Consider the following 23,641-nt stretch of genomic DNA (forward strand, 5'->3'; position numbering starts at 1 on the left):
TTTTTCGGAGGGATTTTTTTATGAGCAGCAGTAAGCCATTCTCCCTCTTTATTATTTTGAGAAGAGATGAAACGAATATTTATCTTTACAAAAATCACTGTATGTTTAAATCAATGACAGGCTTTGGCCGCTCCGAAAAAACGATTGGCAATAAAACCTTCCTGGTAGATATAAAGTCTTTAAACGGAAAACAGTTTGACCTGTCATTGCGGTTGCCGGCGCTGCTAAAATCGCAGGAATTTAATATACGCAAAACGCTGGCGGAAGGATTGAGCCGGGGCAGCGTGGAATGCAGCATCAGTTTAAAAGATACAGGAGATGCCAAGCCGGTTACCATCAACACGGATCTTGCCAAAGCCTATTATCAGTCCCTGGCTACCCTTTCCAAAGAACTCGATATTGACACGTCTAACATCCTGAGTGCGCTGATCAAATTGCCGGAGGTTATTACGCCTACCAGCGAAACCCTGTCTGATGAAGATGCCGCCGTTTTTACCACCCTTTTAAAAGAAGCCATTGCAGATCTGAACCGGCACCGGCTTAACGAAGGACGCATCCTGGAGGAGGAACTGACGGGCCGGATCCTCAATATTGAAAAACTCCAGCAGGAAGTAGAAAAGCTGGACCCCACCCGAAAAACCATGATCCGGGAAAACATTGTAAAACTGCTGGAAGAAAAAGTGGGAAAGGAAAACTTCGACACCAACCGTCTTGAACAGGAACTGATCTATTATATAGAGAAGCTTGACATCACCGAAGAACTTGTCCGGCTCAAAAACCATTGCGAATACTTTAAACAAACGGCCCGCGAAGCGGCAGACATCAAGGGCAAAAAGTTGTCCTTTATACTCCAGGAAGTGGGCAGGGAGATTAATACTACGGGATCAAAAGCCTATCATGCGGCTATTCAAAAACTGGTGGTAATGATGAAAGATGAACTGGAAAAAGCAAAAGAGCAGGTGCTGAATGTTTTATAACAGCCTTATCTGTGAACCGTATTAATAGTACATTTGCAAAAATGTACCCCGATGAATCGGTTCGTTTATGTTGTACTTTTTATTTTGACCAGTATTGTTTTGTCCTGCCAGCATATTGAGGTAACAGAACGGGTTGCAGATATTCCCCGGCATGCATGGAGCAAAAAAATGCCGGCGGTCGTAGAAATAGACATTCCGGGCAGCTCTACTTACGAATTGTACCTGCTGGTGCGGCATACACAACAATACCGTTATAACAATCTCGTTGCCCGGATTGCCATCCGGGATACTGCTAACCGCACGCTGGCATCCTTCAAAGTGAACGCATCGCTTGTGACACCCTCGGGAAAATGGGCGGGCAACAATATCGATGACCTGTATGACCACCGGATCCGTTTGCACACCAACGTAGCATTAACAAAAAACCGCTACCGTTTTGCCATCAGCCATTTGATGAAGGATGATCCGCTTGACTTTGTCCTTAATGCCGGCATCGGCATTCAAAAAACAGAAAACCAGCGTTGATATGCAAAAGCGGAAACGACATTCAAAAAAAGCAACTATTATTTTTTATTTGCTGGTCGTTTATATCCTGGCAGCGCTTGTATGGTGGTTCATTTCCCTCGAACAGCAAAACAACCGGCTTCATCAATCCAAGATCGAACATTTAAAAATTGCAGTACCGGACACTGTTTCCACACGCTATAAAAACCAGCTCTATTTTATTAAAGACGAGTATCGGAGAAACCGTATTAAATATGCCGGGGAAGGAATTGTGTTCCTTGGGCTGCTCCTTACAGGTGCGCTGTTTATTTACCGGTACATTACCCAGCAGGCCCGCCTGCAGCAGCAGCAGCAGAATTTTACAATGGCCGTAACCCATGAATTAAAAACACCCATTGCCGTAGCCACGCTGAACCTTGAAACCCTGTTAAAGCACAACCTCGATGAAGGAAAGCGAAGGAAGCTGATCGCAATGACGCTTGAAGAAACGGCGCGACTTCATTTTTTGACCAGTAATATCCTGGTATCGGCACAACTGGAGGGGCAGGGGCACAAAATCAACAAGGAAGAACTGAATCTTTCCAACCTGCTGACCGACCGTATTGCCGAATTCGAAAAGCGATTCCAGGATCGCCGGTTTGAAGCATTCATCGATCCCGAAGCAGATATAAACGGAGATCCGCTCCTCTTGCAGATACTAACCAATAATCTTATAGAAAACGCGCTAAAATACAGCCCTAAAGAAAGCCTCATCACCATCCGGCTACTCAAACAACCCCAACAGGTTATCGTTTCCGTAACCGATGAAGGGCCAGGCATCCCCGATGAGGAAAAGAAAATGATCTTTACGAAATTTTACCGCATTGGCAATGAAGCCACACGGAAAAAACAAGGAACAGGGCTGGGACTTTACCTATGTGATAAAATAGCCAAAGATCACAATGCAGACATTTCAGTGACAAATCATGACCCGAACGGAAGTACTTTTGCGGTTAAATTTCACACTTAGTCGTTCGATAAAAGACAACAAACTATGAACGGAGATAAAACGGCTACTATATTACTGGTAGAAGACGAAGAAAATCTTCATGAGGCGTTAAAATTAAACCTTGAACTGGAAGGCTATACGGTTACTTCGGCCTTTGACGGGGTGCAGGCAATAGAAGCAATAAAAAATGAGTACTTTGACCTGGTAATATTAGACATTATGCTGCCGGAAATGGATGGCATCGCCGTTGCGGAAACCATCCGTTTGGGCAACAATGAAGTGCCCATCCTGATGCTGAGTGCCAAAAACACCAGCAACGACAAAGTGCTTGGCCTGAAAAAAGGCGCAGACGACTATCTTACCAAACCCTTTAACCTTGAAGAATTACTACTCCGGGTACAGAAACTCATCAACAAAAATCAAAAACTGCAGGACAAAAGCACGGTTGGTAACTCCTATACCTTTGGCGACAACATCATTGATTTTAAAGCCCAGGAGGCGGTAACCAAATATGCCGGCAAGATTCAGCTGAGCAAAAAAGAAGCCATGCTGTTAAAACTCCTGATCGAAAACAAAAACGAGGTAGTACCCCGCGAAAAGATCCTGCAGGCAGTATGGGGCTACAATGTATATCCTACCACCCGCACCATCGATAACTTCATTCTCAACTTCAGAAAATACTTTGAAAAAGACAGCCGTAATCCCAAATTTTTTCATTCTGTAAGAGGCGTGGGGTATAAGTATACGGAATAGTCGTTTATTTTGTGGTATGCTTCGCCATGCCTCCATACTGCTGGTACTTTTGTTTCACGTCTTTTTTGCAACCGCACAGACGCAGCCAGACATTGTTACACTACTTCAAAACAAACTGGACGCATTCAATACCGGGCATCCCGACCAAACGCTGATCGTTGTTGCCGACAAAAATGTATACGCAAAAAATGAAATGCTGTGGTTCGCCGGCTATATTTTTCAGGGTCCGGGCTATACAAAGGATACAGCTACTGTATTAATAGCTACTCTGGTAGATGACATAACCAATAAGGTATTGCTGCAAAAGAAGTTTCCGATCCACAACCAATTTTCAACAGGGAACTTCCTGATCCCCGATAGTACAATGCCTGGTGCCCACCACGTAATATTCAGTACCAACCTGCTGCACCACAACACATCCGCAGGAACATACAGCCTCCCCGTTTCTGTTAAAACCAATTTAGCCCTTAACTATACCACAGCACTTACGTTGCCCGACAGTTTAAACCAGACGGATAAGATAGGTGTAGGCATTGCATTAGTTCCCACTGTATATAAACAACTGATGCCCGGAGCAAAATTTACATACTGGCTGAGCAGACAAAAACCGCTGCGCATCGCATTAGACAACCTGGGAAAGGGGGTGGTCTATATTGATAAAAAAGGAATCCGCCCCGGCAATAATACGCTGTACACCACTACCTATTTTAACAATGAAGCATACGCCGTGAATATAAAATTGCCGGTAATACAAAAAGTTGAGGATTCCATCCGTATCCGTTTTTATCCCGAAGGAGGCAACCTGGTTTACGGGTTGGAAAGCCGCGTGATATGCGAAGCCCGGGTTGCCGGCAGCCCGGTACCGGCTCCCGCTGTATTATTACAGGACGGAAATGCGCTTTCTCCGGTATCTATAAATGCGGATGGAAAAGGTAGTTTCACCCTTCGACCGCAAAAGGGATCCCGCTACTCGCTGAAGGCCACCTGGAAAAATAGAAGCTATTATTTTGACCTGCCCGGTATATTGAATGAAGGCGTGGTTATAACGGTACCCACAGCGGTAGTCGATGACTCGGTGCAAATAGCCATACAAAGCAATATTCCGCGCAACATCTTCATCACCATGCATAATGCAGTTATCGCCATCGGCACACCGATGATTACGGTAAAAAACACGTCGACCATTTTGATCCCAATAAAAGAAATCAGGGGTATTTATACAATCACCCTGTTCGATGAGCAGGCACACCCGCTGGCCGAGCGACTCATTTTTGCACAATATCATCAAAAAGCGTATGCTGACATCCTTCTAAACAAGGAATCGTTTAACACCAGGGACAGCGTACATGCCACATTGCAGGTTAGCAGCAGCGCCCACCAGCCTGTGGCTGCTGCGGTAACGGTTAGCTGTGTGGCCATGAACCGCCTCTCAACCGATCTGAGAAGCGATCTTGAAAGTATATTTTACCTGGGAAATGAACTGAAAGATATCTCCCTGTATAATCAACAGGGGCGGCTGATTGATAATAAGCCTTTGCTGGAGGAGGCACTCCTGCTGAAAGGATGGCGGCGTTATAAATGGCAGCAGTTGCAAAACATCGGAGGCGATACTGCCGGTACTGTAAAATCGACCGTAACAGGCCAGCTTCTCCGGTTTGAAAAAAAAGTAAGAAAACCGGAGCAACTGGTATTAATCAAAGACGGCAACCTGGGTATGGCCGATGCGGATGCTGAAGGAAATTTCCTGTTAGATGAACGCGACCTGCTGGTTAAGGACGGAAGAAAGCTATTTATAAAAGTTATGGGAGAAAAGAAGGAAGGTTTTCAATATAAAATTACCGACAGCCTGACAAAGCTTACGGCCGATGCAGCCCGTAATCAAAATATTGATCCTCCCGTGGTCAGGATCCGGTTGGAAGATGACCCGTTAAACGATATGGATAAACAGGAAAGAGGTAAAACCCTGGAAACGGTAGTTATAAATTCGCGGAAAAACTTTAGTGGATATGGTTCCAATGAATGTGGCGACTATGTTTGCCAGTATGGTATTTTAAACTGCATCAATCATCCCTATCCTTTTGAAAAACCAGTATTGGGGCGTACTTATATCACCAATGCAAACAGAATTTCCAGGACGGTGGTGTACAAGGGCTGCCAGGACGGGCCTGTTATCAGTACGAACTACCTGATATACCAGGCCCGCGAGTTTTATGGTATGGATAGTACCCTCCGGAAACAGGACACCGAAGAAATGATGAGCACGATCTGCTGGAAACCACTTTCCTATACAGACAACACCGGCAAACTGGAGTTTTCGTTTTTTACGGCCGACCTGAAAGGTCCTTACTTACTCACCGTCCAGGGAATAGCAGCCGATGGAAGCCTGATCTTTGGACAGAAACTACTGCGGGTACAATAAGAACCCGATGCGGTGAGTCCACCCGCAAAAACCCGCAAATACAGACCGGGCTTCAAACTTAACCCTTTGCACGCCCAATTATCCTAAATTTGCAACCATCTGTAACTGAAAAATAGCAACGCATGAAAAATAGAAGATTGTATGCACTATGGATCCTGATCCTTTTCACATGCCAATCTATCAATGCTCAATACAACAGTCAGCTCCCCGCCAACAAATGGGTAGACAGTGTATATAAAAGCCTGAGCAAAGACCAGCGCATTGCCCAGCTCATCATCGTAAGAGCCCACTCCAACAAGGGAGCCGATCATATTGCAGCCGTGGCCAACGATGTTAAAAAATACAATGTTGGCGCGCTTTGTTTTTTCCAGGGCGGCCCCATCCGCCAGGCAAAGCTTACCAATTACTATCAGCAACTGGCCAAAACCCCGATCATGATCACCATTGACGGCGAATATGGCCTGGGTATGCGTTTGGACAGCGTGATTAAATTCCCCTATCAAATGACTGTGGGTGCCCTGAGCGATACAGCACTGGCCTATGAAATGGGGCTGGCTGTGGGGCGGCAGCATAAGCGCCTCGGCGTACATGTAAACTATGCGCCCGTGGTTGATATCAACAACAATCCCAACAACCCGGTGATCGGTTACCGTTCTTTTGGTGAAGATAAATATAAAGTTGCCCGTATGGGCGTGGCCTATATGCGGGGCATGCAGGACGCTGGTATCATGGCCAGCGCCAAACATTTCCCCGGGCACGGCGATGTGGCGGTAGACTCGCATCTGGACCTTCCGGTGATCAATAAAACCGTAGATCAGCTGCAGGAGCTGGAATTATATCCATTTAAAGAACTGATCAAAGCCGGCGTGCAAAGTGTGATGGTCGGACACCTGTTTGTTCCCTCTATTGATAATACCCCACACCGGGCCACATCCATTTCAAAGAACGCCGTTACCGGTTTGTTGCGGAACCAGCTCGGGTTTAAGGGACTTACGTTCACCGATGCGCTGGAAATGCAGGGCGTTGCCAAATACTTTCCCGGCGGCACCATTGCGGTAGAAGCACTGATTGCCGGTAACGATATGCTTTGCCTTCCGGAAAGCGTTCCCGGCACCATTAAGGCCGTTAATGAAGCCATTAAAAAGAAACGGCTGAGCTGGAACGATATTGAATTGAAAGTAAAAAAAGTGCTGCTGGCAAAATATCGCCTGGGTCTTAACCAGCTGTCGCCCATAAGCACCGGCAACCTTACAGAAGATCTTAACGCTGCTACCAATGAAGTACGTGAAAAAATAGCCCGCCAGGCGCTCACAGTAGTCAAACTGATCAATCCCAATGGCTTCAGAAACGAATTCTTTGGGCGGCCGCTAACCGGCAAAAAAGTAGCGTATGTGGGCTTCAACAGCGATGGCTCCACAGCTCTGGCACAACGGCTGAAACAGGATCTGAATGCTGATGTCTATTATATCCGGTATAGTGATGCGGCAGGAAAGGGCGGTACGGTTGTTAAAAAAATACTCGAAGGCAAATATGATGCAGTGATCCTGGGCTTTCATGATGTGGCACTGCGCAAAGGCAGCAGCAATTATGGCATTTCGCAAACGGCGCTTCAAAACTGGCAGCTTTTGAACCGGAACAATGCTGTAACGCTTGTCTTTGGCAACCCCCTTGCATTAGGGAATTTTTGCATGGCTAAATCGCTGGTGGCCGCCTATGAGGATGATGCCGTCTTTCAAAATACGGCAGCCGACTGGCTGGCATCCAAATTTAACGCTACGGGTACATTGCCCGTTACCGTTTGTACCTGGAAATATGGGACCGGGGTTATTCAGAAAGGCACGGATGTAAGCTATATGCAGCCCATCGGAGACGCACGCTTTGCAGCTGTGGATTCCATTGCCGAGGAAGGCATTAAAAAAAAAGCCTACCCCGGCTGCGTGGTCTTAGCCGCTAAAGACGGGCAGATCATTTACCATAAAGCTTTTGGCAACTATGAGTATGACCCTGCACAGCCAACAACGCTTAACAGCATTTTTGACCTGGCCTCCGTTACAAAAGTATCGGCCACTACCGTTTCTATTATGAAGCTGTATGAAGAAGGCAAAATCGATCTCAAAAAAAAACTATCCGATTATCTCCCCTGGACAAAAAAAACCAATAAAGCCAAACTCACCCTCGAAGACATCATCCTCCACCAGGCAGGAATGGTACCGTTTATCCCTTTTTATAAAGCAACGCTGAATCCTGACAGAACCGTACGACCCGAATTGTACCGAAACAAAGCAATGGAGCACTTCACCACCCAGGTTGCACGCGATCTTTATCTGCGGGACGATTACAAGGACAGCATTTGGAAAACCATCCTGGAGAGCCCGGCAGAGCCTCCTGGTAAAAAATATATTTATTCCGACAATGATTTCTGGTTCCTGGGCAAGATCGTAGAAACCATTACAAAAATGCCCCTGGAAGTTTATGTGCAAAAAACATTCTATGAGCCGCTGCACATGACCACAACGGGCTTTCATCCGCTGGAACGCTTTCCGCTGAACCGCATCATGCCCACCGAAAAAGAGACGGGTTTTCGCAACCAGCTGATACAGGGAACCGTTCATGACGAAGGAGCGGCACTGGCCGGTGGCGTTGCCGGACATGCCGGATTATTTTCCGATGCCTATGACCTGGCCAAATTGTACCAGATGCTGCTCAATGGAGGCGAACTAAACGGGCAGCGCTTTCTGAGATGGGAAACCATTCAATATTTTATTGGCTATCATAGCTCCATCAGCCGCAGAGGTTATGGGTTCGACAAACCCGAGAAAGACAATGCTACCAGTAGCGACCCCTATCCCGGTACGTATGTGTCGCCTCAAACTTATGGTCATACCGGGTTTACCGGCACCTGTGTATGGGTAGACCCTAAGTACAATATGGTATATGTATTTCTCTCCAACCGGGTATATCCTACACGCAACAGTCCGGGCCTCAGTCGGTTAGCCATTCGCCGGAACATCCTGGATACCCTATACAAAGAATTGATCCCCCATCTCTGATTTTTATTTTGTACAAAAACAAGCGATAATAAGCAGCTTTGGTATGTTTATTGATAACTCGTTCCTGTTAAATCCAGTACAAATGAAAAAAATACTTTTTATAGCAGCTGTTACTATTGCAGCCATAACCACACATGCACAATCCAGCTACCAGCAGGCTATTGGCGCCCGCTTAAGTACTCATACAGAATATGAAGCCTTTGCAGCGTCCTATAAGTTCTTTGTTTCCCGGCCGGGGGCCATTGAATTAAACCTGGGGTTTGGCGATCAGCGGTATTGGTATAATGGCGACAGGAGACGTGCTGCCAGTGTTAGTTTTTCCGGAACCTACCAGCACCATTTTCCTATTAAGCCCGTTCCGGGGCTGAAGTGGTTTGTAGGGGGCGGTATGGTGTTTTTTAATACCAGCTCCAAACTGGACCGGTATGACGGTTTTGGTGTGGGCATTTATCCAACGGGAGGGGTTGATTACAAATTTGTAAAGATCCCGCTGAATCTTTCAGCCGATTTCAGGCCCACCTTCCATATTACCGCACCGGATGCGTACAACACCTTCCACGGACACGATGTGGGAATAGCGGCCCGCTATACTTTCTAAATAAAAAGATATCTTTGCGCAGCACACTTCTAAACCCCGCTTTAAATGAAGCAACTCGTCCTCTTCCTTACAGCATTTGCAGTAGCAACTTCCCTTCACGCCCAGGAGAAAGGCAGAAAAGCTATCGGCTTACGGATCAGCTCTCATGTGGATTATGCCACCCTTGCTGCTTCTTATAAATTTTATATTTCGGAGCCGGGGGCTATTGAGCTCAATGCCGGTTTTGGCAGAAGAAACCGGTACTCCACCAGCAACTACCGGTATTGGAACACTACGGGCGTCAGCCTTTCCGGTGCCTACCAGCATCACTTTAAGATCGATGCCGTTGAGGGACTCAAATGGTTCCTGGGCGGCGGATTGCTGGTATTCAATTCCTTTTCAAAAGCAAGCGCCTACGATGGTTTTGGTGCGGGCATCTTTGCAACCGGAGGTGCAGACTACCAGTTTAGCAATGCCCCATTGAATCTTTCGGCGGATTTCCGGCCGGTACTGCACATTGCGGCCCCTTCCGGCTTTGGTACTTTTCATGCGCATACCTTTGGTCTGGCTGCGCGTTATAGCTTTTAAGGAGGATCAGCTTATCCTCCCGCCGGTACTCTTTAAAGCGGGGTTTGCATAAGTATCTGACGGGAGAACGCCGGCGAAATACAGATTTGCTGCTCAAGCTGAGTTCTTTTTCACACACGGAGCCGGAATATTGGCTGCGGATAGAGATAAAGAATGAACTGTTTGAAATAACCCGGGAAAAAAACATGATCAGCGCGTATAAAAAATACAACTACCAGAATTTATTAGCTACTGAAATACAATAGAAGTTTTACTTTTGCCCCCTTGTGAAACTGGATCAATCAATCATACCTGCTGATATTTCAGAACGCTTTTCCACGTTAGGAGCATGTGTTATGATCCCCACTTATAACAATGCCACCAGCATTGAGCAGGTGATCACCGATGTGCTCCAATATACCATGCAAGTGATCGTGATCAATGACGGCTCCACAGATGCGACGCCTGGGATCCTGGAAAAATTTCCACAGATAACAGTCGTATCCTATTCGCCTAACAGGGGAAAAGGAATGGCCCTGCGCGCCGGGTTTAAACGAGCCGTTGAAATGGGGTACAGATATGCCATTACCATCGACTCAGACGGACAGCATTTTGCAAAAGACCTGCCGTTATTTCTTAATCAGCTGGAAGCAGCCGGACCGGCATTGATCATGGGTAGCCGGAATATGGAAACAGCCGACAACGTGCCGGGCAAGAGCAGTTTCGGACATAAATTTTCCAATTTCTGGTTTAAGGTAGAAACAGACATTGACTGTCCGGATACCCAGACCGGCTACCGGTTATACCCGCTGGATCCCATTAGCCGGATGAAGCTGTACACCCGTAAATATGAACTGGAAATTGAAGTGATCGTACGGCTGGCATGGGCCGGGGTACCGGTGCACTCAGTACCCATCACCGTTTATTACCCTCCCAAAGAGGAACGCATTACCCATTTCAGGCCTTTTAAGGATTTTAGTCGCATCAGTGTACTAAATACCGTGCTGGTGCTGATCACCTTCTTATACATAAAACCCCGGGATTTTTTCCGGCGGTTTACAAAAAAAAACTGGAAACAGGAACTGAAGCTGCTGCTCCGGAATCCTGGTGAATCAACCGTTGCCAAGGCCAACTCCATGGCCTTTGGAGCCTTTATGGGCATTGTACCCATCTGGGGATTCCAGCTGCTGGTGGGCATTCCACTGGCACATTGGATGCGGCTGAACAAGGCGCTTTTTATCCTCGCTGCCAATATCAGCATCCCGCCCATGATCCCGCTGATCATTTTTCTCAGCTATAAAATGGGAAAACCCTGGATGGGGAGCCGCGCAGTGGACATCTCCTTCAACAAACAACTCACTTTAAAGTATATGGGTCAAAACCTGGAACAATACCTTTACGGAAGCATTACGCTGGCAGTTGTGGCAGCCGTTCTTTTCTGGGTGATTGCGTTTTTGGTGTTAAAGATTTCCCGCAAGGATGCAAAGGAGTAAGGATGCAATGGTTGCCGATTTTTCGTGGCCGGACTTCTCGCAACGGTGTAATAAATCTTGAGAAACCGCATCTTTCCTGCCAGCTTGTTCCTTAATATATGGAGGATTTTTGATTGCTTCTGAAATGCATATACTTTAAAACGAGCTATCATCCCATCCATGACATCCTGCAATTAATTACAAAAAGGAAAATGCAAAAAAAGCGCAAGCTAAAATTCAATATCAACCACCTTTGCGATCTCCACCCCTTTGCGTCATGGCATGAAATTCCCCTACTCTTGAAAATCAGCCGGAGAAGCCCGGATTGACCCTTCTTCAATTATCTTTGCCGGTTAGATATGCAGAAAATCTTTCTTACAATATATCAGTATTTTCTTACACGCAAACCGCTGTTGTATATTCTTTTTGCAGCTACGCTTGGTTTGTTCCTGCTGCTGGCCGGCCGCATCCGGTTTATTGAAGACGTTTATGCCATCATTCCAAAGGATAAAAAGACCGAAAAAGTTGCAGAAGTTTTCGGGAACTCAAAATTTGCCGACAAGCTGGCCGTAATGGTCTCCCTAAAGGACACTGCACAAACAGCACCCGATAGTCTGGTGGTTTATGCCGATGCATTAGGTGCCTCACTGGAACAGTCCGCCGCCCCCTATATAAAGAACCTGCGTTACCGTGTAGAAGATGATTTTACCCTGGAACTCTTCCAGACCATCCAGGAACATCTTCCCGTGTTCCTTTCAGAAAAAGATTATGTAAAGATCGATACGCTGGTACAGCCTGCTGTTTTAAAAACCACGCTGGAGAATGACATAAAATTACTGAGCAGCCCCGGCAGTTTTGCCATTAGTGAAGTGATCACCAAAGATCCCAGCGGCATCTCCTTCATCGCATTAAAAAAACTGCAGGAACTGCAGGTGGATGATAATTTTGAATTGTACGACAGTCATATCATTACCAAAGATCAAAAGACCCTGCTGCTGTTCATTACGCCCAATTTTACCGCGGGCAATACCGGTAAGAACAAGCTGCTGTTCGAGGCGCTGAACCGGAGCATCGACTCGATCGGGAAAACCCATCCGCAGATCAGGACGCTATATTTTGGCGGTGCGCTTGTTTCCGAAGGGAACGCCGCGCAGCTAAAAAAAGATACACAGCTTACCCTGACCATTACCATCCTGTTCCTTGTATTTTTTATCAGCATCTACTTCAAAAAGAAGCGGGCACCGGTGCTGATCCTGGTACCCGTGGTTTACGGGGCGGCATTTGCGCTGGGCTTTATCGCACTGATCAAAGGCAGTATCTCCATTATTGCATTAGGAACCGGCTCCATCGTGCTGGGCATCGTGATTAACTATTCCCTGCACGTTTTTAATCATTACCGCCATACCGGAGATATGCGCCAGGTGATCAAAGACCTTTCATTCCCGCTGACCATCGGCAGCTTTACCACCATTGCCGGCTTCCTGACGCTGCAGTTTGCCACTTCGGATATGTTGAAAGACCTGGGATTGTTTGCGGGGTTAAGCCTGATCGGCGCGGTTTTGTGCTCCCTGATCTTTTTGCCGCATTTTATTGGCCGGTCGGCAGCAGGTCCTGTGCAAAAGCATTCCGGCATCGACCGCGTAGCCGCCATCCGTTTAGAGTCGAACAAATGGCTGGTCGGACTGATCTTTCTACTGACCATTGTATTTGCCTTCTTTGCCGGCAAAGTGCAGTTTGAGCCGGACATGATGCAGCTGAATTATACGTCGGGCGAACTAAAGCAGGCCGAACAGCAGCTGAACCGGATCAGCGGAGCGGCGTTAAAGTCTGTATACGTTGTTACCGAAGGCCGCAGCCTGGATGAAGCCCTCTTAAAAAGCGAGCGCCTGCAACCGGATATTGACCGCCTCCGTACCGAAGGAAAGATCAGTAGTGCCGGAGGGGTATCCTCCCTGTTTATGTCCGACTCCCTGCAACGCGCGCGTATTGCCCGATGGAACGCTTACTGGACAGCAGATAAAAAGGCGCAGCTGCTATCCAACATTAAGACCCAGGGAACCGCATTGGGTTTTAAAGCCGATGCCTTTCAGAATTTTGAACAATTGCTTACTACTTCCTTTGAACCCCTGGATCCTGCACAGCTTTCGGGTATCCGCAAAAGCTACCTGGACGATTATATTACCGAAACACCCGGCCGGGCTTCCGTGGTTACGGTACTCAAGGTTCCGCAAGCCTTCCGGCAAACCATTGTAGACAGCCTGAAAATCGGCAATGATGCTACCATACTGGACCGCCAATACCTTACCAGCCGCTTAACCCAGATGGTAAACCAGGATTTTAACCGCATCGCCTGGATCGTTTCCATCCTGGTAGCCGTGGTATTGTTCCTCACCTTTGGAAGGCTGGAGCTGATGCTGATGGCCTTTATCCCCATGCTCATCAGCTGGGTATGGATCCTGGGTATTATGGGAATCGCGGGCATCAAATTCAATATCGTCAACATCATTGTATCTACCCTTATCTTCGGACTGGGTGATGATTACAGTTTGTTTGTAATGGACGGGCTGCTATCGGAATACAAAACCGGAAGAAAATTGCTGGGGTCCTATAAATCATCGATCCTGATCTCCGCCATCACCACCGTTGCCGGGCTGGGCGTGCTGGTCTTTGCCAAACATCCGGCCCTGCGGTCCATTGCCTTTATATCCGTAACCGGTATCGTTTGCGTGGTGCTGATGTCGCAGATATTAATCCCCTTCCTGTTTAACCTTTTTATAAAAAGCAGGATAAAAAAACAATTCCACCCCTGGACCCTTTGGAGCTGGCACCGGTCTTCCTTCTCATTTGTCTATTTTGCATCTACCAGCCTTTTGTTAACATTGGTAGGATTCGTGTTGATTAAACTCAATCCTTTCAACAAAGAAAAAGGGAAATACATCTATCATGTACTGCTGTCCAAATTCTGTATGTCGGTCTTGTACATCATGGGCAATTTTCGTAAAAAAATCAATAACCCCCTGCAGGAAACTTTTAAAACACCGGCAGTGGTGATCGCCAACCACCAGTCATTCCTGGATATTTTAAAAATGGCCATGCTGAATCCACGACTGGTCCTGTTAACCAACCAATGGGTGTGGAAGTCACCGGTATTTGGCTGGGCTATCCGCATGGCCGATTTTTACCCCGTTGCCAACGGCATCGAAAATAGTGTTTCGCTGCTGAAGACGCTTACCGACAAAGGGTATTCGATCGTTGTATTTCCAGAGGGTACCCGCAGCACCCGGCCGCCCATGAAACGTTTCCATAAAGGAGCGTTTTACCTGGCGGAAAAATTGCAGCTGGATATCGTACCGGTATTATTACATGGCCTGGGCTATACCATGACCAAGGGTGATTACCTCTTAAAGAATGGGCCCATAACGGCACAATACCTGCCCAGGATCAAGGCAGACGATCCCAATTGGGGCACCAACTACCAGGAGCGCACTAAATCCGTTTCAAAATATTTTAAAGAGCAGCATACCCAACTCACAAAAGAGTTGGAACAACCCAAATATTTTAAGGAGCACTTGTTCTTCAACTACATTTATAAAGGCCCCGTGCTGGAATGGTATTTAAAAATAAAGCTGCGGCTGGAAAATTATTACCAACCCTTTCATGAGCTGATGCCCCTGGAAGGCCGCATCCTGGACCTGGGTTGTGGTTACGGGTTCATGTGTTATATCCTGTACTGGAGCAGCCAGGAAAAGCGCAGAATCACCGGTGTGGATTATGATGAAGAAAAGATCGAAACCGCCCATCACTGCTTTAGCAGAACGGAAGATGTGCATTTTATACATGCAGATATCAGTCAATTTGTTTTTGACCAGTATGATGGCATTGTGATCAGTGATGTGCTGCATTACCTGCAACCGGAGCAACAGGTGGCCGTTATTGAAAAAGCCATTCACAGCTTATTACCGGGCGGCATCCTGGTGATCCGCGATGGAGATAAGGACCTGAAGGAAAAGCATAAAGGCACCAAACTAACCGAATTCTTTTCCACCAGGGTGTTTTCCTTTAATAAAACGGTGAACCGGCTGCATTTCCTTTCCGGGCAAATGATCAGGGACCTGGCAAACAAATACGGGCTTTCTTTTGAGCGGATCGATCATACAAAGTATACTTCTAATGTAATTTGGGCGCTGAGAAAAACGAAAAGCATGTAATAAATTGTTTATCAGTAAATTAAGGAAATTTTGTTCTAAAAAACACCAATCATCCTTGCAAATTTAACATTAAATATTAAATTTGCAAGGATGATTAAACGCAGACTGGAAACAGAGCTTCCAAAAATTTTAAAGCGCAGTGCCTCTGTAGCGCTTATGGGCCCCCGCCAGGTGGGGAAAACTACGCTTGCGCTGGATGTAACAGCATCAACACCTGCCATTTACCTGGACCTGGAAGATCCGCTGGGTCTTGAAAAGATAAAAGATGTGGCAGCTTTTTACGCTGCAAATACGGACAAACTGATCATTTTAGATGAGGTTCAGCGTACACCTGAAATCTTTACCCAACTCAGGGGTATCATAGACAGGGAAAGAAGAAAAGGCAATAAAACGGGATTGTTCCTGTTCCTTGGCTCTGCATCGCTCGATCTCCTGCGACAATCCGGCGAATCACTGGCCGGCAGGATCGCCTATACAGAATTACATGGCATTGATGTGCTGGAATATGCCGGGGATGATCCACAATTATTAAACCGCTTGTGGCTACGGGGCGGGTTCCCGGAAGGCCTCCTCGCCAGCTCTGACAGCGACAGTCTTCACTGGCGGCGCGATTTTATAAGAACATACCTCGAACGGGATATTCCGCAATTAGGGCCCCGCATTCCTGCACAAACATTAGAACGCTTCTGGACAATGCTGGCACATAATCAATCAGGCATACTGAACGCCTCACAGTTAGCACGGAACCTGGAGGTTTCAAGTGTCACTATTGGACGTTACCTGGACCTTATGGTGGATCTTTTGCTGGTACGAAGATTACAACCCTGGACGTTTAATATAGGCAAACGGCTGGTACGTGCACCCAAAATTATCGTCAGGGACAGCGGTATTACACATGCGCTCCTGAACATATCCCAACACAACGACCTCCTGGGGCACCCGGTAGTTGGAGCAAGCTGGGAAGGTTTTGTTGTTGAGAACCTTTTATCTGTGGCCCCCTCCAATGTACAGCCTTACTATTACCGCACTTCCGCCGGGGCAGAGATCGATCTGATACTGGAGTTTTCAGGAAAAGAAAAATGGGCCATCGAAATCAAGCGCAACTCCGTACCCAAACTGTCCAAAGGCTTTTATATGGCCTGTGATGATATTAAGGCAGATAAACGGTTTGTGGTTTATGCCGGCAAGGATCAATTTCCATTAGGCCACAACATCATTGCAATCCCTTTACCAGACTTGATGAAAGAACTATTAGCTTATCACAATGCACAAAAATAAAAAACTCACCAACAGCAAGGATTCCGCAGCCAAAAATATTTCCTGACAATATGGAAATATAACCATGAAAATTTAAAATCAAATATTAAATTTTTATGGTTCATTTAGAGACGGACTTCAGATTTATTCGCGCCCTCAACGCTCCGGGAAGTAGCAAACATGTATCGGGTACTGGCTTCATGTATCCCCTTCAACCGGTACTTTGTTATTATACAAATATGGGAAACTTAAAATACCGTCTGTTGTTAGCCCCATGGGGGCGATATAATGGTAACATACATGCACCGGCACTTTCTACAGCCCCGGAGGGGCGGCCTGTTTTACTTATCGCCTCATCAAGCCTTTTATACCGGTTCCGGGATAGGCTAATGAAATGGACAACGATGCCAATGACGAACAACGAAAAGAAATCAGGAACTATGTCTTATCTTTTTTTCGTTAAAGGTTGCTGTTCGCAAGCAATAAACAAGATTAAGCTAACTGCTTAAAAATGAAAAAGATGGTTAACAGACTATTGGTTGGCACTATTGTTTTTGGTGCATTTACTAAAAATCGTTAATTTGGAAATAATAATTTATACCTTTGCACACCGGTTTTTTAATAAAACGCTTTTTGTTATGCAATCATCAACGCTAAAAACTGAAGAAACTCATTTAGGGAAATGGTTTGAGGAAACTGTTGCGGCGTTACGTTCACACCAATTAATGTTAGAGACGAATACTGCTTCAAAGGAAATAAAAGACACCTATGATATCTTGGTAAATGGTACCGAGCACGATATCAACTACCACAGTAAACTGCTGGCTCAAATGCATTTTGTCAAAAGCATTCTGATCGATTACCTTAAAGCACTTGGTGCCGATTTACCTTCAAAACTGGCTGTCAACTATAATGATTCAGAAGTTTTGGTTTGGGCAGAAATTGAGGACAATAACAACAAAATGGAAGAGGTATTATTGGTTACAGAGGCAAAAATTAACGCAAAATACCACAACTACGGATTCGATATGGAGACAACGATTGTTGAGACATCAGATCATTTATCCGTTCCCAATCATTATCAACGACTCAAGTAATACCCGGTTGGCTACTTTTGATGAACATATTTTGCAGGCAAAACGTAACCTTTCTTTTCTTGGAGGTATTAATAATACCGTTAAAGATTGTTATGACTGGCAGGTAACCGTTTGCTTTTATACGGCTTTGCATTTTGTGAATGCTCATTTAAGCAGATTTGAACTGCAATACCGCAAACATTCTGATGTGAATCATGCCATAAATTTTGCAACTTATTCACCAGCCAAATTGCCACAGGATATATACATATCTTATATGGCACTGCAATCCTTATCGCGACGCAGTCGATATCTGGTAAATGAAAAAGATGATAATTTAAAAGAGCAAAAGGCTTTTCTGATTTTTGAAAAGCATCTGGCTAAAAGCCTGCGGCACCTGGAGCGCGTGATTAATCACTTTTGTCATTTGTACGACATTGACATAAAAAGCGAGTTCCTGGTTTGCCAGGAGATAAGCAATACTCACGAGTTCAAGCACCTATCTATCCGTTAATTGGCAAAGCTATTCATTCTTCCAGGGCATATTATTAAGATATTTTTCAAGTGCAATTTGACGTCATCATCATCGGAAGCGGCCTTGGCGGCCTTTTATGCGGCAGCATCCTGGGTAAGGAAGGGCTGCGGGTTTGTGTAGTGGAAAAGAACAAACAGCTGGGCGGCAACCTGCAAACCTTCGCCCGCAACAAGCAGCTCTTTGATACCGGGGTGCATTATATTGGCGGACTGGGCAAAGGACAGAACCTTTACCAGGTGTTTAAATACGCGGGTATTATGGACGGCCTTCGGCTCAAAAAAATGGAGGCTTCCTTTGATCATATCCTGCTGGAAAATGATCCGGAGGTATATATGCAAAGCCAGGGCTATGATGCCTTTATCAGCAACCTTGCAGCAGCTTTCCCGGAGGAAGAGGAAGCCGTTATCCGTTATTGTGAGAAAATAAAAGAAGTATGCAGCAAGTTCCCTCTCTATCATTTAACCACCGATGATGCCTCAGCCAAAGATGAAGTACTGGGACTGAGTGCCGAGGAAACTATCGCATCCATTACCCCCAACAAAAAATTACAGGCAGTACTGGCCGGCAATAACCTGCTCTATTCGGGTGTGGCCGGAAAAACGCCGTTTCACGTACATGCGCTGATCGTGAACAGCTATATCGAAAGCAGCTGGAAATGCGTGGATGGCGGTTCACAGATCGCAAAACTGCTGGCCGCTGAAATAAAAAAACAGGGCGGAACCATCGTCCGAAATTGCGAAGTAAAAAAGATCGTGGAAACCGGCGGGGTCATTTCCCATATTGAAACGGAAAACGGGAGAACAATTTCCGCCCGGTACTTCATTTCCAATGTCAACCCGGCCGCCACGTTAAACATGACAGATTCATCCCTTTTAAAAAATGTATATCGCAAACGGATCACCGGACTGCCCAATACGGTATCTTCCTTCTCCCTCCATCTTGTTTTAAAACCCCATTCCGTTCCGTACAAAAACCACAATTACTATTTTCATAAAGAGAGGTGTTTATGGCACATGAATGACTACACGGAAGCCAGCTGGCCACTGGGCTATGGGCTCTATTTTACGCCGGAGCGGAAAGATCCCCGGTATGCCGCTACCGTTTCCATCCTCACCCCTATGTGGTTCCGGGACGTGGAACAATGGAGCGATACCTATAACCGGGTGGGAAAGGAAGCAGAACGCGGAGCGGATTATGAAAATTTTAAAAAGCAAAAAACAGAAAAATTGCTGACGCTGGTTCAGGAGCGGTTCCCGGACATTGTAGCCAACATCCAACACAGCTATGCCGCTACCCCGCTCACCAACCGGGATTATATCGGGTTGGAAGACGGTTCGATGTATGGCATACAAAAAGATTATAAAAATCCTTTGCAAACAGTGATCAGTCCGCGTACCAAGACCCCCAACCTGTTTTTAACAGGACAAAGTCTCAATTTGCACGGAATTTTAGGAACTTCGCTTTCCGCGGTATTGACCTGCACCTTGTTGCTGAACGATAATACCCTGGTGAATAAAATAAGAAATGCTTAAACCCCTGCAATGCATCAAGTCAGTAATTTAAAATCTGTTCGAGCTCTTTATCAGTGATCGTGCTTTTTTGCGATTTATCGTAAATGGAAGTAAGATAAACAGATGTAGTAGTAACTTTCACATAGGTAGTGATCCTTGCTCCACCAGACTTACCTTTTCCTTTAGATGCAATTGCTAAGCGGATCTTATAAAAATTATTACCCAATGCAGTTCCCTGTTCGGGATCGTCCTCAAGGGTTGACAGAAGCTTTATCAGCTCACTTTTAAGTGAAGGATATTTTTTGGCCAGCCTTTTTGCCTGTTTGTCAAAAAGTGGGATGGTCGCAATATTATAGCTCATCCAGCAAATTTTTCACCGGACGGCCTTTCAGTTTTCCCTGTTCTACCAGTTTAAGCTGCTGAACCGCTTCTTTCAATTCTTGCATAAGTTCTTCTTTAGTCGGCGCTTCATATTCCAAAGACTCCAGATCCCGGTATTGCTTTTTGAGCTCTTTCCATTCGTTAATAGGAATATATACACCAGTAGTTTTCCCTTTACTGTCCTGGATCATCTGTAATCGCATAACTGAAAATAATTTTATTTGAGGCCTTCATGTGAAACAATTCAAAAGCATCTACAAATATAACACTATTATTTATTTTCTAAACCAGCACTCATCCCTCCATGGAGAAAATAAGAAACGCCTCAATAAAAGTAGTAAATTTGCAATATGAAAGTTTTGACACTCAGTATACCGGATAATGTAGACGTAGATAACCGGCAGCTTGCGATGCTGGTTGCAAGCCGGCTTTACGAAACAGGGAAGCTTTCATTAGGGCAGGCTGCTGAACTTGCGGGGTTAACAAAAAGGACCTTTGCAGAACTATTAGGCAGTTATGATGTTTCTCTTTTTAACTTCCCCGCCCCGGACCTTTCAAGAGATGTAGCGAATGCTTAAGACAATTATCTCGGACACCAGCTGTTTCATTATTCTAAGCAATATTGGCGAATTGGAGCTTTTGCACAAAGTTTATGGGCATATTATCAGTACGCCTATCCCCGGACGTGGAGCTTCAGGCATTGAAGGCAGCAAACGAATAAATAATAGTTGGGGTTAATATTTTATACGCCGTAATCGAATACAGGGATGAAGAAACGATTTTTACGAAGATTATTACGGGTACTGGCGGTGATCGTTTTGCTGTTCGGTTTACTATTTGCCTACCTCGTATGGGTTTCCGATATTCCTGAGCCTAAAATAAAAGATACTGCGGCACTGCAATTGCAACGACAACAACCGGATACCGGTTTATACACTATCAACAACAGCTGGTTCCGGAAAAGCAATTCCGGTTTGTATGAATTGTATGTGGAAGGCGCTCCTTTTGAACGGGGCGTGATCAACGGAAAACTGAGTAAGGAGCTGGTACAATTGCAGGAAGACTATTTCAGTGCTCAGATCAATAAAATGGTGCCCTCAAAGTTCTACCAGCATTTTTTAAAATATTTTATCGGCTTTTTTAACCGGAAACTGCCGGATTATGTAACCGAAGAGTTTAAGGAAGAGATCTATGGCGTATCCCGGTCGGCTTCCGATAACTACGGCTATATCGGCGATAAATACCAGCGCATCCTCAATTACCATTCGGCGCACGATATTGGTCATGCCCTGCAAAACCTGGCCCTGGTGGGCTGTACCTCCTTTGGTACCTGGGGCACGGCATCTGCAGACAGCACGATGATCATTGGCCGCAATTTTGATTTTTATGTAGGTGATGATTTTGCAAAAAATAAGATCGTTGCGTTTGTCAGCCCCTCCTCCGGTCATAAATTCATGAGCGTTACCTGGGGCGGGTTTATCGGCGTGGTTTCCGGCATGAATGAGCAAGGGCTTACCGTTACCATTAATGCCGCCAAAAGCAGCTATCCTACGGGAGCCGCCACCCCTGTTTCGCTGGTGGCACGCGAAATTGTTCAGTATGCAAAAAATATCAGCGAAGCCATTGCCATTGCCAAAAAGCGGAAAATGTTTGTTTCCGAATCCTTCCTGGTAGGGTCCGCAGCCGATAACAAGGCGGTGATCATTGAAAAAACACCGGACTCGCTGTCGGTTTACGACCCCAATAAAAACGAGATCCTTTGCACCAATCATTTCCAGAGCAATGCTTTCTGGAACTCGGAGCCCAATAAAGAAATGCGGGAGAAAAGCTCTTCGGTATACCGCTACAACCGGCTGAACCAGCTGCTGACGGAAAACGGTAAAAACTCGGTGCAAAAAACCATTGATATCCTGCGCAACTATAGGGGCATGAACAATGCAGATATCGGCCTGGGTAATGAAAAGGCCGTGAACCAGTTTATTGCGCACCATTCCATTGTATTTGAGCCGCAGAAGCTACTGGTATGGGTCTCCACATCTCCCTGGCAGTTGGGGCCCTATGTATGTTATGATCTTAAAAAAGTATTTGCTTTGCAGGGTATGAAACAGAACCGGGAGGTCAACGAGGCGCAGTACTCCATCCCGGCGGACCCGTTCATTTACACCCCGGAGTTTAAACGTTTTGAACAGTTCCGTCATTACCGCGCTGCGATCGAGGAGGGTAAAAAGATCAATCCCGACAGCCTGGTGGCCGATAATCCTGCCTTCTATAACAGCTATATTCTTGCAGGTGATTATTGCTTTAAAAATAAAGAATATAAAAGAGCGGCGGCTTTTTACCAGAAGGCATTAACGCTGGAAATTGCCAATCACGGCGAGCGGGAGCATGCGGAAACCATGTTGAAAAAGTCCCTGGAAAAATCAAAGAACTGATCGCCGCTTCGCCTTATTAAAACAGGTATCCCAATCCAACCCCAAAAGCTTTGCCTGTAGTGGTTACCCAGTTCAGCCGGGTATCAATACTGCTGCCGTCCGTATAATATGCCCGGTCGGTTCCCTTCCAGGCATCGGAATGTGCCAGTCGGTAATAGCCCATGATCCTTATTTTTGAGGTCAGTGTGTAACCTAGCTCCGCCATCCCTTTTACCTGGTAGGCTTCGGTATAATGCCGGAAACTGACCGGCTTCGCAAATTCTTCGATCAGGTTCCAGAGAGCCGCCGCACGATACCTTAGCAATCCCCCCGAAAGATCAATGCGCAGGTCCAGCCGGTTAAAGGCTCTGGATGCATTTACACCCGCCTGTGCCCCCATCCATGTGGTTTTATAAGAGCTGCGCAGGTCACGCTCTGTTTCTTCGTCGCCCAGCATTAATACCTCCTGTTTTTGAAGGGTATAACCGATAAAAGGGCGGATCTCAAAACTCCACAAGTTTCCCACATGATAGTTCAGCATGGCATCAACCGTTGCGTCTTTTCCCTGACTGTTGAATTGCTCCTTATAGTAATTACCCTCGCGGCCATCCTGTGCATAGTCTTTATCCACTACCCTACCTTTTTTGATATCATGATACCCGGCACTGAGCTCCACTCCCCATTTTTTTGCAAAATAATATCGCCCCCCCAGGCTCCAGAGCGGCCCCCGCAACCGGCTCCATACCAGTTCCGACAATATATCCGGATCCTTTCCATCGGTATTGCCGGCTATGGACCAATGCAGGTTTGCAACGCTGTAGCCGGTTGCAATGTGGATCTCGTTATCCTGGGCATTCAGACAAAAAGCGGTACTACACAGCAAAAACAGGAGCAGTATAATAATCTTTTGGAAATACATATAAAGATAAAATTACCTGTTTTTCTGTGTGCTTTT

General features: G+C 46.0%; 19 protein-coding genes. 16 read left to right on the forward strand and 3 right to left on the reverse strand.

What is annotated here, in order from left to right:
* Window positions 1–101: 101 nt before the first annotated feature.
* The 14 genes from GGU45_RS12485 to GGU45_RS12550 all read left to right on the forward strand — a co-directional run bounded on the left by GGU45_RS12485 (window position 102) and on the right by GGU45_RS12550 (window position 19,915).
* On the forward strand, window positions 102–977 hold the full coding sequence (locus GGU45_RS12485; RefSeq protein ID WP_435225178.1) for a YicC/YloC family endoribonuclease: 876 nt from the start codon (window positions 102–104) through the stop codon (window positions 975–977).
* 51 nt (window positions 978–1,028) lie between these two features.
* On the forward strand, window positions 1,029–1,502 hold the full coding sequence (locus tag GGU45_RS12490) for a gliding motility lipoprotein GldH (RefSeq protein WP_435225180.1): 474 nt from the start codon (window positions 1,029–1,031) through the stop codon (window positions 1,500–1,502).
* A gap of 1 nt (window position 1,503) precedes the next feature.
* Entirely contained in the window at window positions 1,504–2,490 is a 987-nt protein-coding gene (locus GGU45_RS12495) for a sensor histidine kinase (protein WP_435225181.1), read from the forward strand.
* 24 nt (window positions 2,491–2,514) lie between these two features.
* Window positions 2,515–3,222 carry a response regulator transcription factor gene (locus tag GGU45_RS12500; RefSeq protein WP_435225183.1) on the forward strand — a complete coding sequence of 236 codons (708 nt, stop codon included), beginning with the start codon at window positions 2,515–2,517 and terminating at the stop codon, window positions 3,220–3,222.
* Window positions 3,223–3,238: 16 nt separating this feature from the next.
* On the forward strand, window positions 3,239–5,641 hold the full coding sequence (locus GGU45_RS12505; protein WP_435225185.1) for a hypothetical protein: 2,403 nt from the start codon (window positions 3,239–3,241) through the stop codon (window positions 5,639–5,641).
* Between the two features lie 122 nt (window positions 5,642–5,763).
* Entirely contained in the window at window positions 5,764–8,691 is a 2,928-nt protein-coding gene (locus tag GGU45_RS12510; protein WP_435225187.1) for a serine hydrolase domain-containing protein, read from the forward strand.
* Window positions 8,692–8,773: 82 nt separating this feature from the next.
* Complete coding sequence (locus tag GGU45_RS12515) at window positions 8,774–9,289, forward strand: hypothetical protein (RefSeq protein ID WP_435225189.1); 516 nt, start codon at window positions 8,774–8,776, stop codon at window positions 9,287–9,289.
* Window positions 9,290–9,334: 45 nt separating this feature from the next.
* Window positions 9,335–9,856: a hypothetical protein gene (locus GGU45_RS12520; RefSeq protein WP_435225191.1), complete on the forward strand. Its 522-nt coding sequence runs from the start codon at window positions 9,335–9,337 to the stop codon at window positions 9,854–9,856.
* A 266-nt stretch (window positions 9,857–10,122) separates the two neighbouring features.
* Window positions 10,123–11,328, forward strand: a complete 1,206-nt coding sequence (locus tag GGU45_RS12525; protein ID WP_435225192.1) for a DUF2062 domain-containing protein — start codon at window positions 10,123–10,125, stop codon at window positions 11,326–11,328.
* Window positions 11,329–11,666: 338 nt separating this feature from the next.
* Window positions 11,667–15,515, forward strand: coding sequence for a 1-acyl-sn-glycerol-3-phosphate acyltransferase (locus GGU45_RS12530; RefSeq protein WP_435225194.1), 3,849 nt, complete (start codon window positions 11,667–11,669; stop codon window positions 15,513–15,515).
* A 90-nt stretch (window positions 15,516–15,605) separates the two neighbouring features.
* Window positions 15,606–16,793, forward strand: coding sequence for an ATP-binding protein (locus GGU45_RS12535; RefSeq protein WP_435225196.1), 1,188 nt, complete (start codon window positions 15,606–15,608; stop codon window positions 16,791–16,793).
* Between the two features lie 560 nt (window positions 16,794–17,353).
* Window positions 17,354–17,869, forward strand: coding sequence for a hypothetical protein (locus GGU45_RS12540; RefSeq protein ID WP_435225198.1), 516 nt, complete (start codon window positions 17,354–17,356; stop codon window positions 17,867–17,869).
* Between the two features lie 7 nt (window positions 17,870–17,876).
* Window positions 17,877–18,362, forward strand: coding sequence for a hypothetical protein (locus GGU45_RS12545; protein WP_435225200.1), 486 nt, complete (start codon window positions 17,877–17,879; stop codon window positions 18,360–18,362).
* A gap of 50 nt (window positions 18,363–18,412) precedes the next feature.
* Window positions 18,413–19,915: a phytoene desaturase family protein gene (locus GGU45_RS12550; protein ID WP_435225201.1), complete on the forward strand. Its 1,503-nt coding sequence runs from the start codon at window positions 18,413–18,415 to the stop codon at window positions 19,913–19,915.
* A 19-nt stretch (window positions 19,916–19,934) separates the two neighbouring features.
* On the opposite strand, the gene GGU45_RS12555 is transcribed toward GGU45_RS12550, so the two are convergent.
* On the reverse strand, window positions 19,935–20,255 hold the full coding sequence (locus GGU45_RS12555; protein ID WP_435225203.1) for a type II toxin-antitoxin system RelE/ParE family toxin: 321 nt from the start codon (window positions 20,253–20,255) through the stop codon (window positions 19,935–19,937).
* A complete protein-coding gene (locus GGU45_RS12560) occupies window positions 20,245–20,478 on the reverse strand; it encodes a hypothetical protein (RefSeq protein ID WP_435225205.1) in 234 nt (77 codons plus the stop codon). Before GGU45_RS12560 ends, GGU45_RS12555 begins: the two co-directional genes overlap by 11 nt.
* Before the next feature lie 147 nt (window positions 20,479–20,625).
* Here GGU45_RS12560 and GGU45_RS12565 point away from each other — a divergent pair, with 147 nt between their 5' ends.
* Both GGU45_RS12565 and GGU45_RS12570 read left to right on the forward strand, forming a co-directional pair.
* On the forward strand, window positions 20,626–20,853 hold the full coding sequence (locus GGU45_RS12565) for a UPF0175 family protein (RefSeq protein ID WP_435225207.1): 228 nt from the start codon (window positions 20,626–20,628) through the stop codon (window positions 20,851–20,853).
* 189 nt (window positions 20,854–21,042) lie between these two features.
* Entirely contained in the window at window positions 21,043–22,707 is a 1,665-nt protein-coding gene (locus tag GGU45_RS12570) for a C45 family autoproteolytic acyltransferase/hydrolase (protein WP_435225209.1), read from the forward strand.
* A gap of 16 nt (window positions 22,708–22,723) precedes the next feature.
* On the opposite strand, the gene GGU45_RS12575 is transcribed toward GGU45_RS12570, so the two are convergent.
* Window positions 22,724–23,605, reverse strand: coding sequence for an outer membrane beta-barrel protein (locus GGU45_RS12575; protein WP_435225211.1), 882 nt, complete (start codon window positions 23,603–23,605; stop codon window positions 22,724–22,726).
* Window positions 23,606–23,641: the final 36 nt, after the last annotated feature.

Source organism: Niabella hirudinis (assembly GCF_051201075.1).
GTDB lineage: Bacteria > Bacteroidota > Bacteroidia > Chitinophagales > Chitinophagaceae > Niabella > Niabella hirudinis.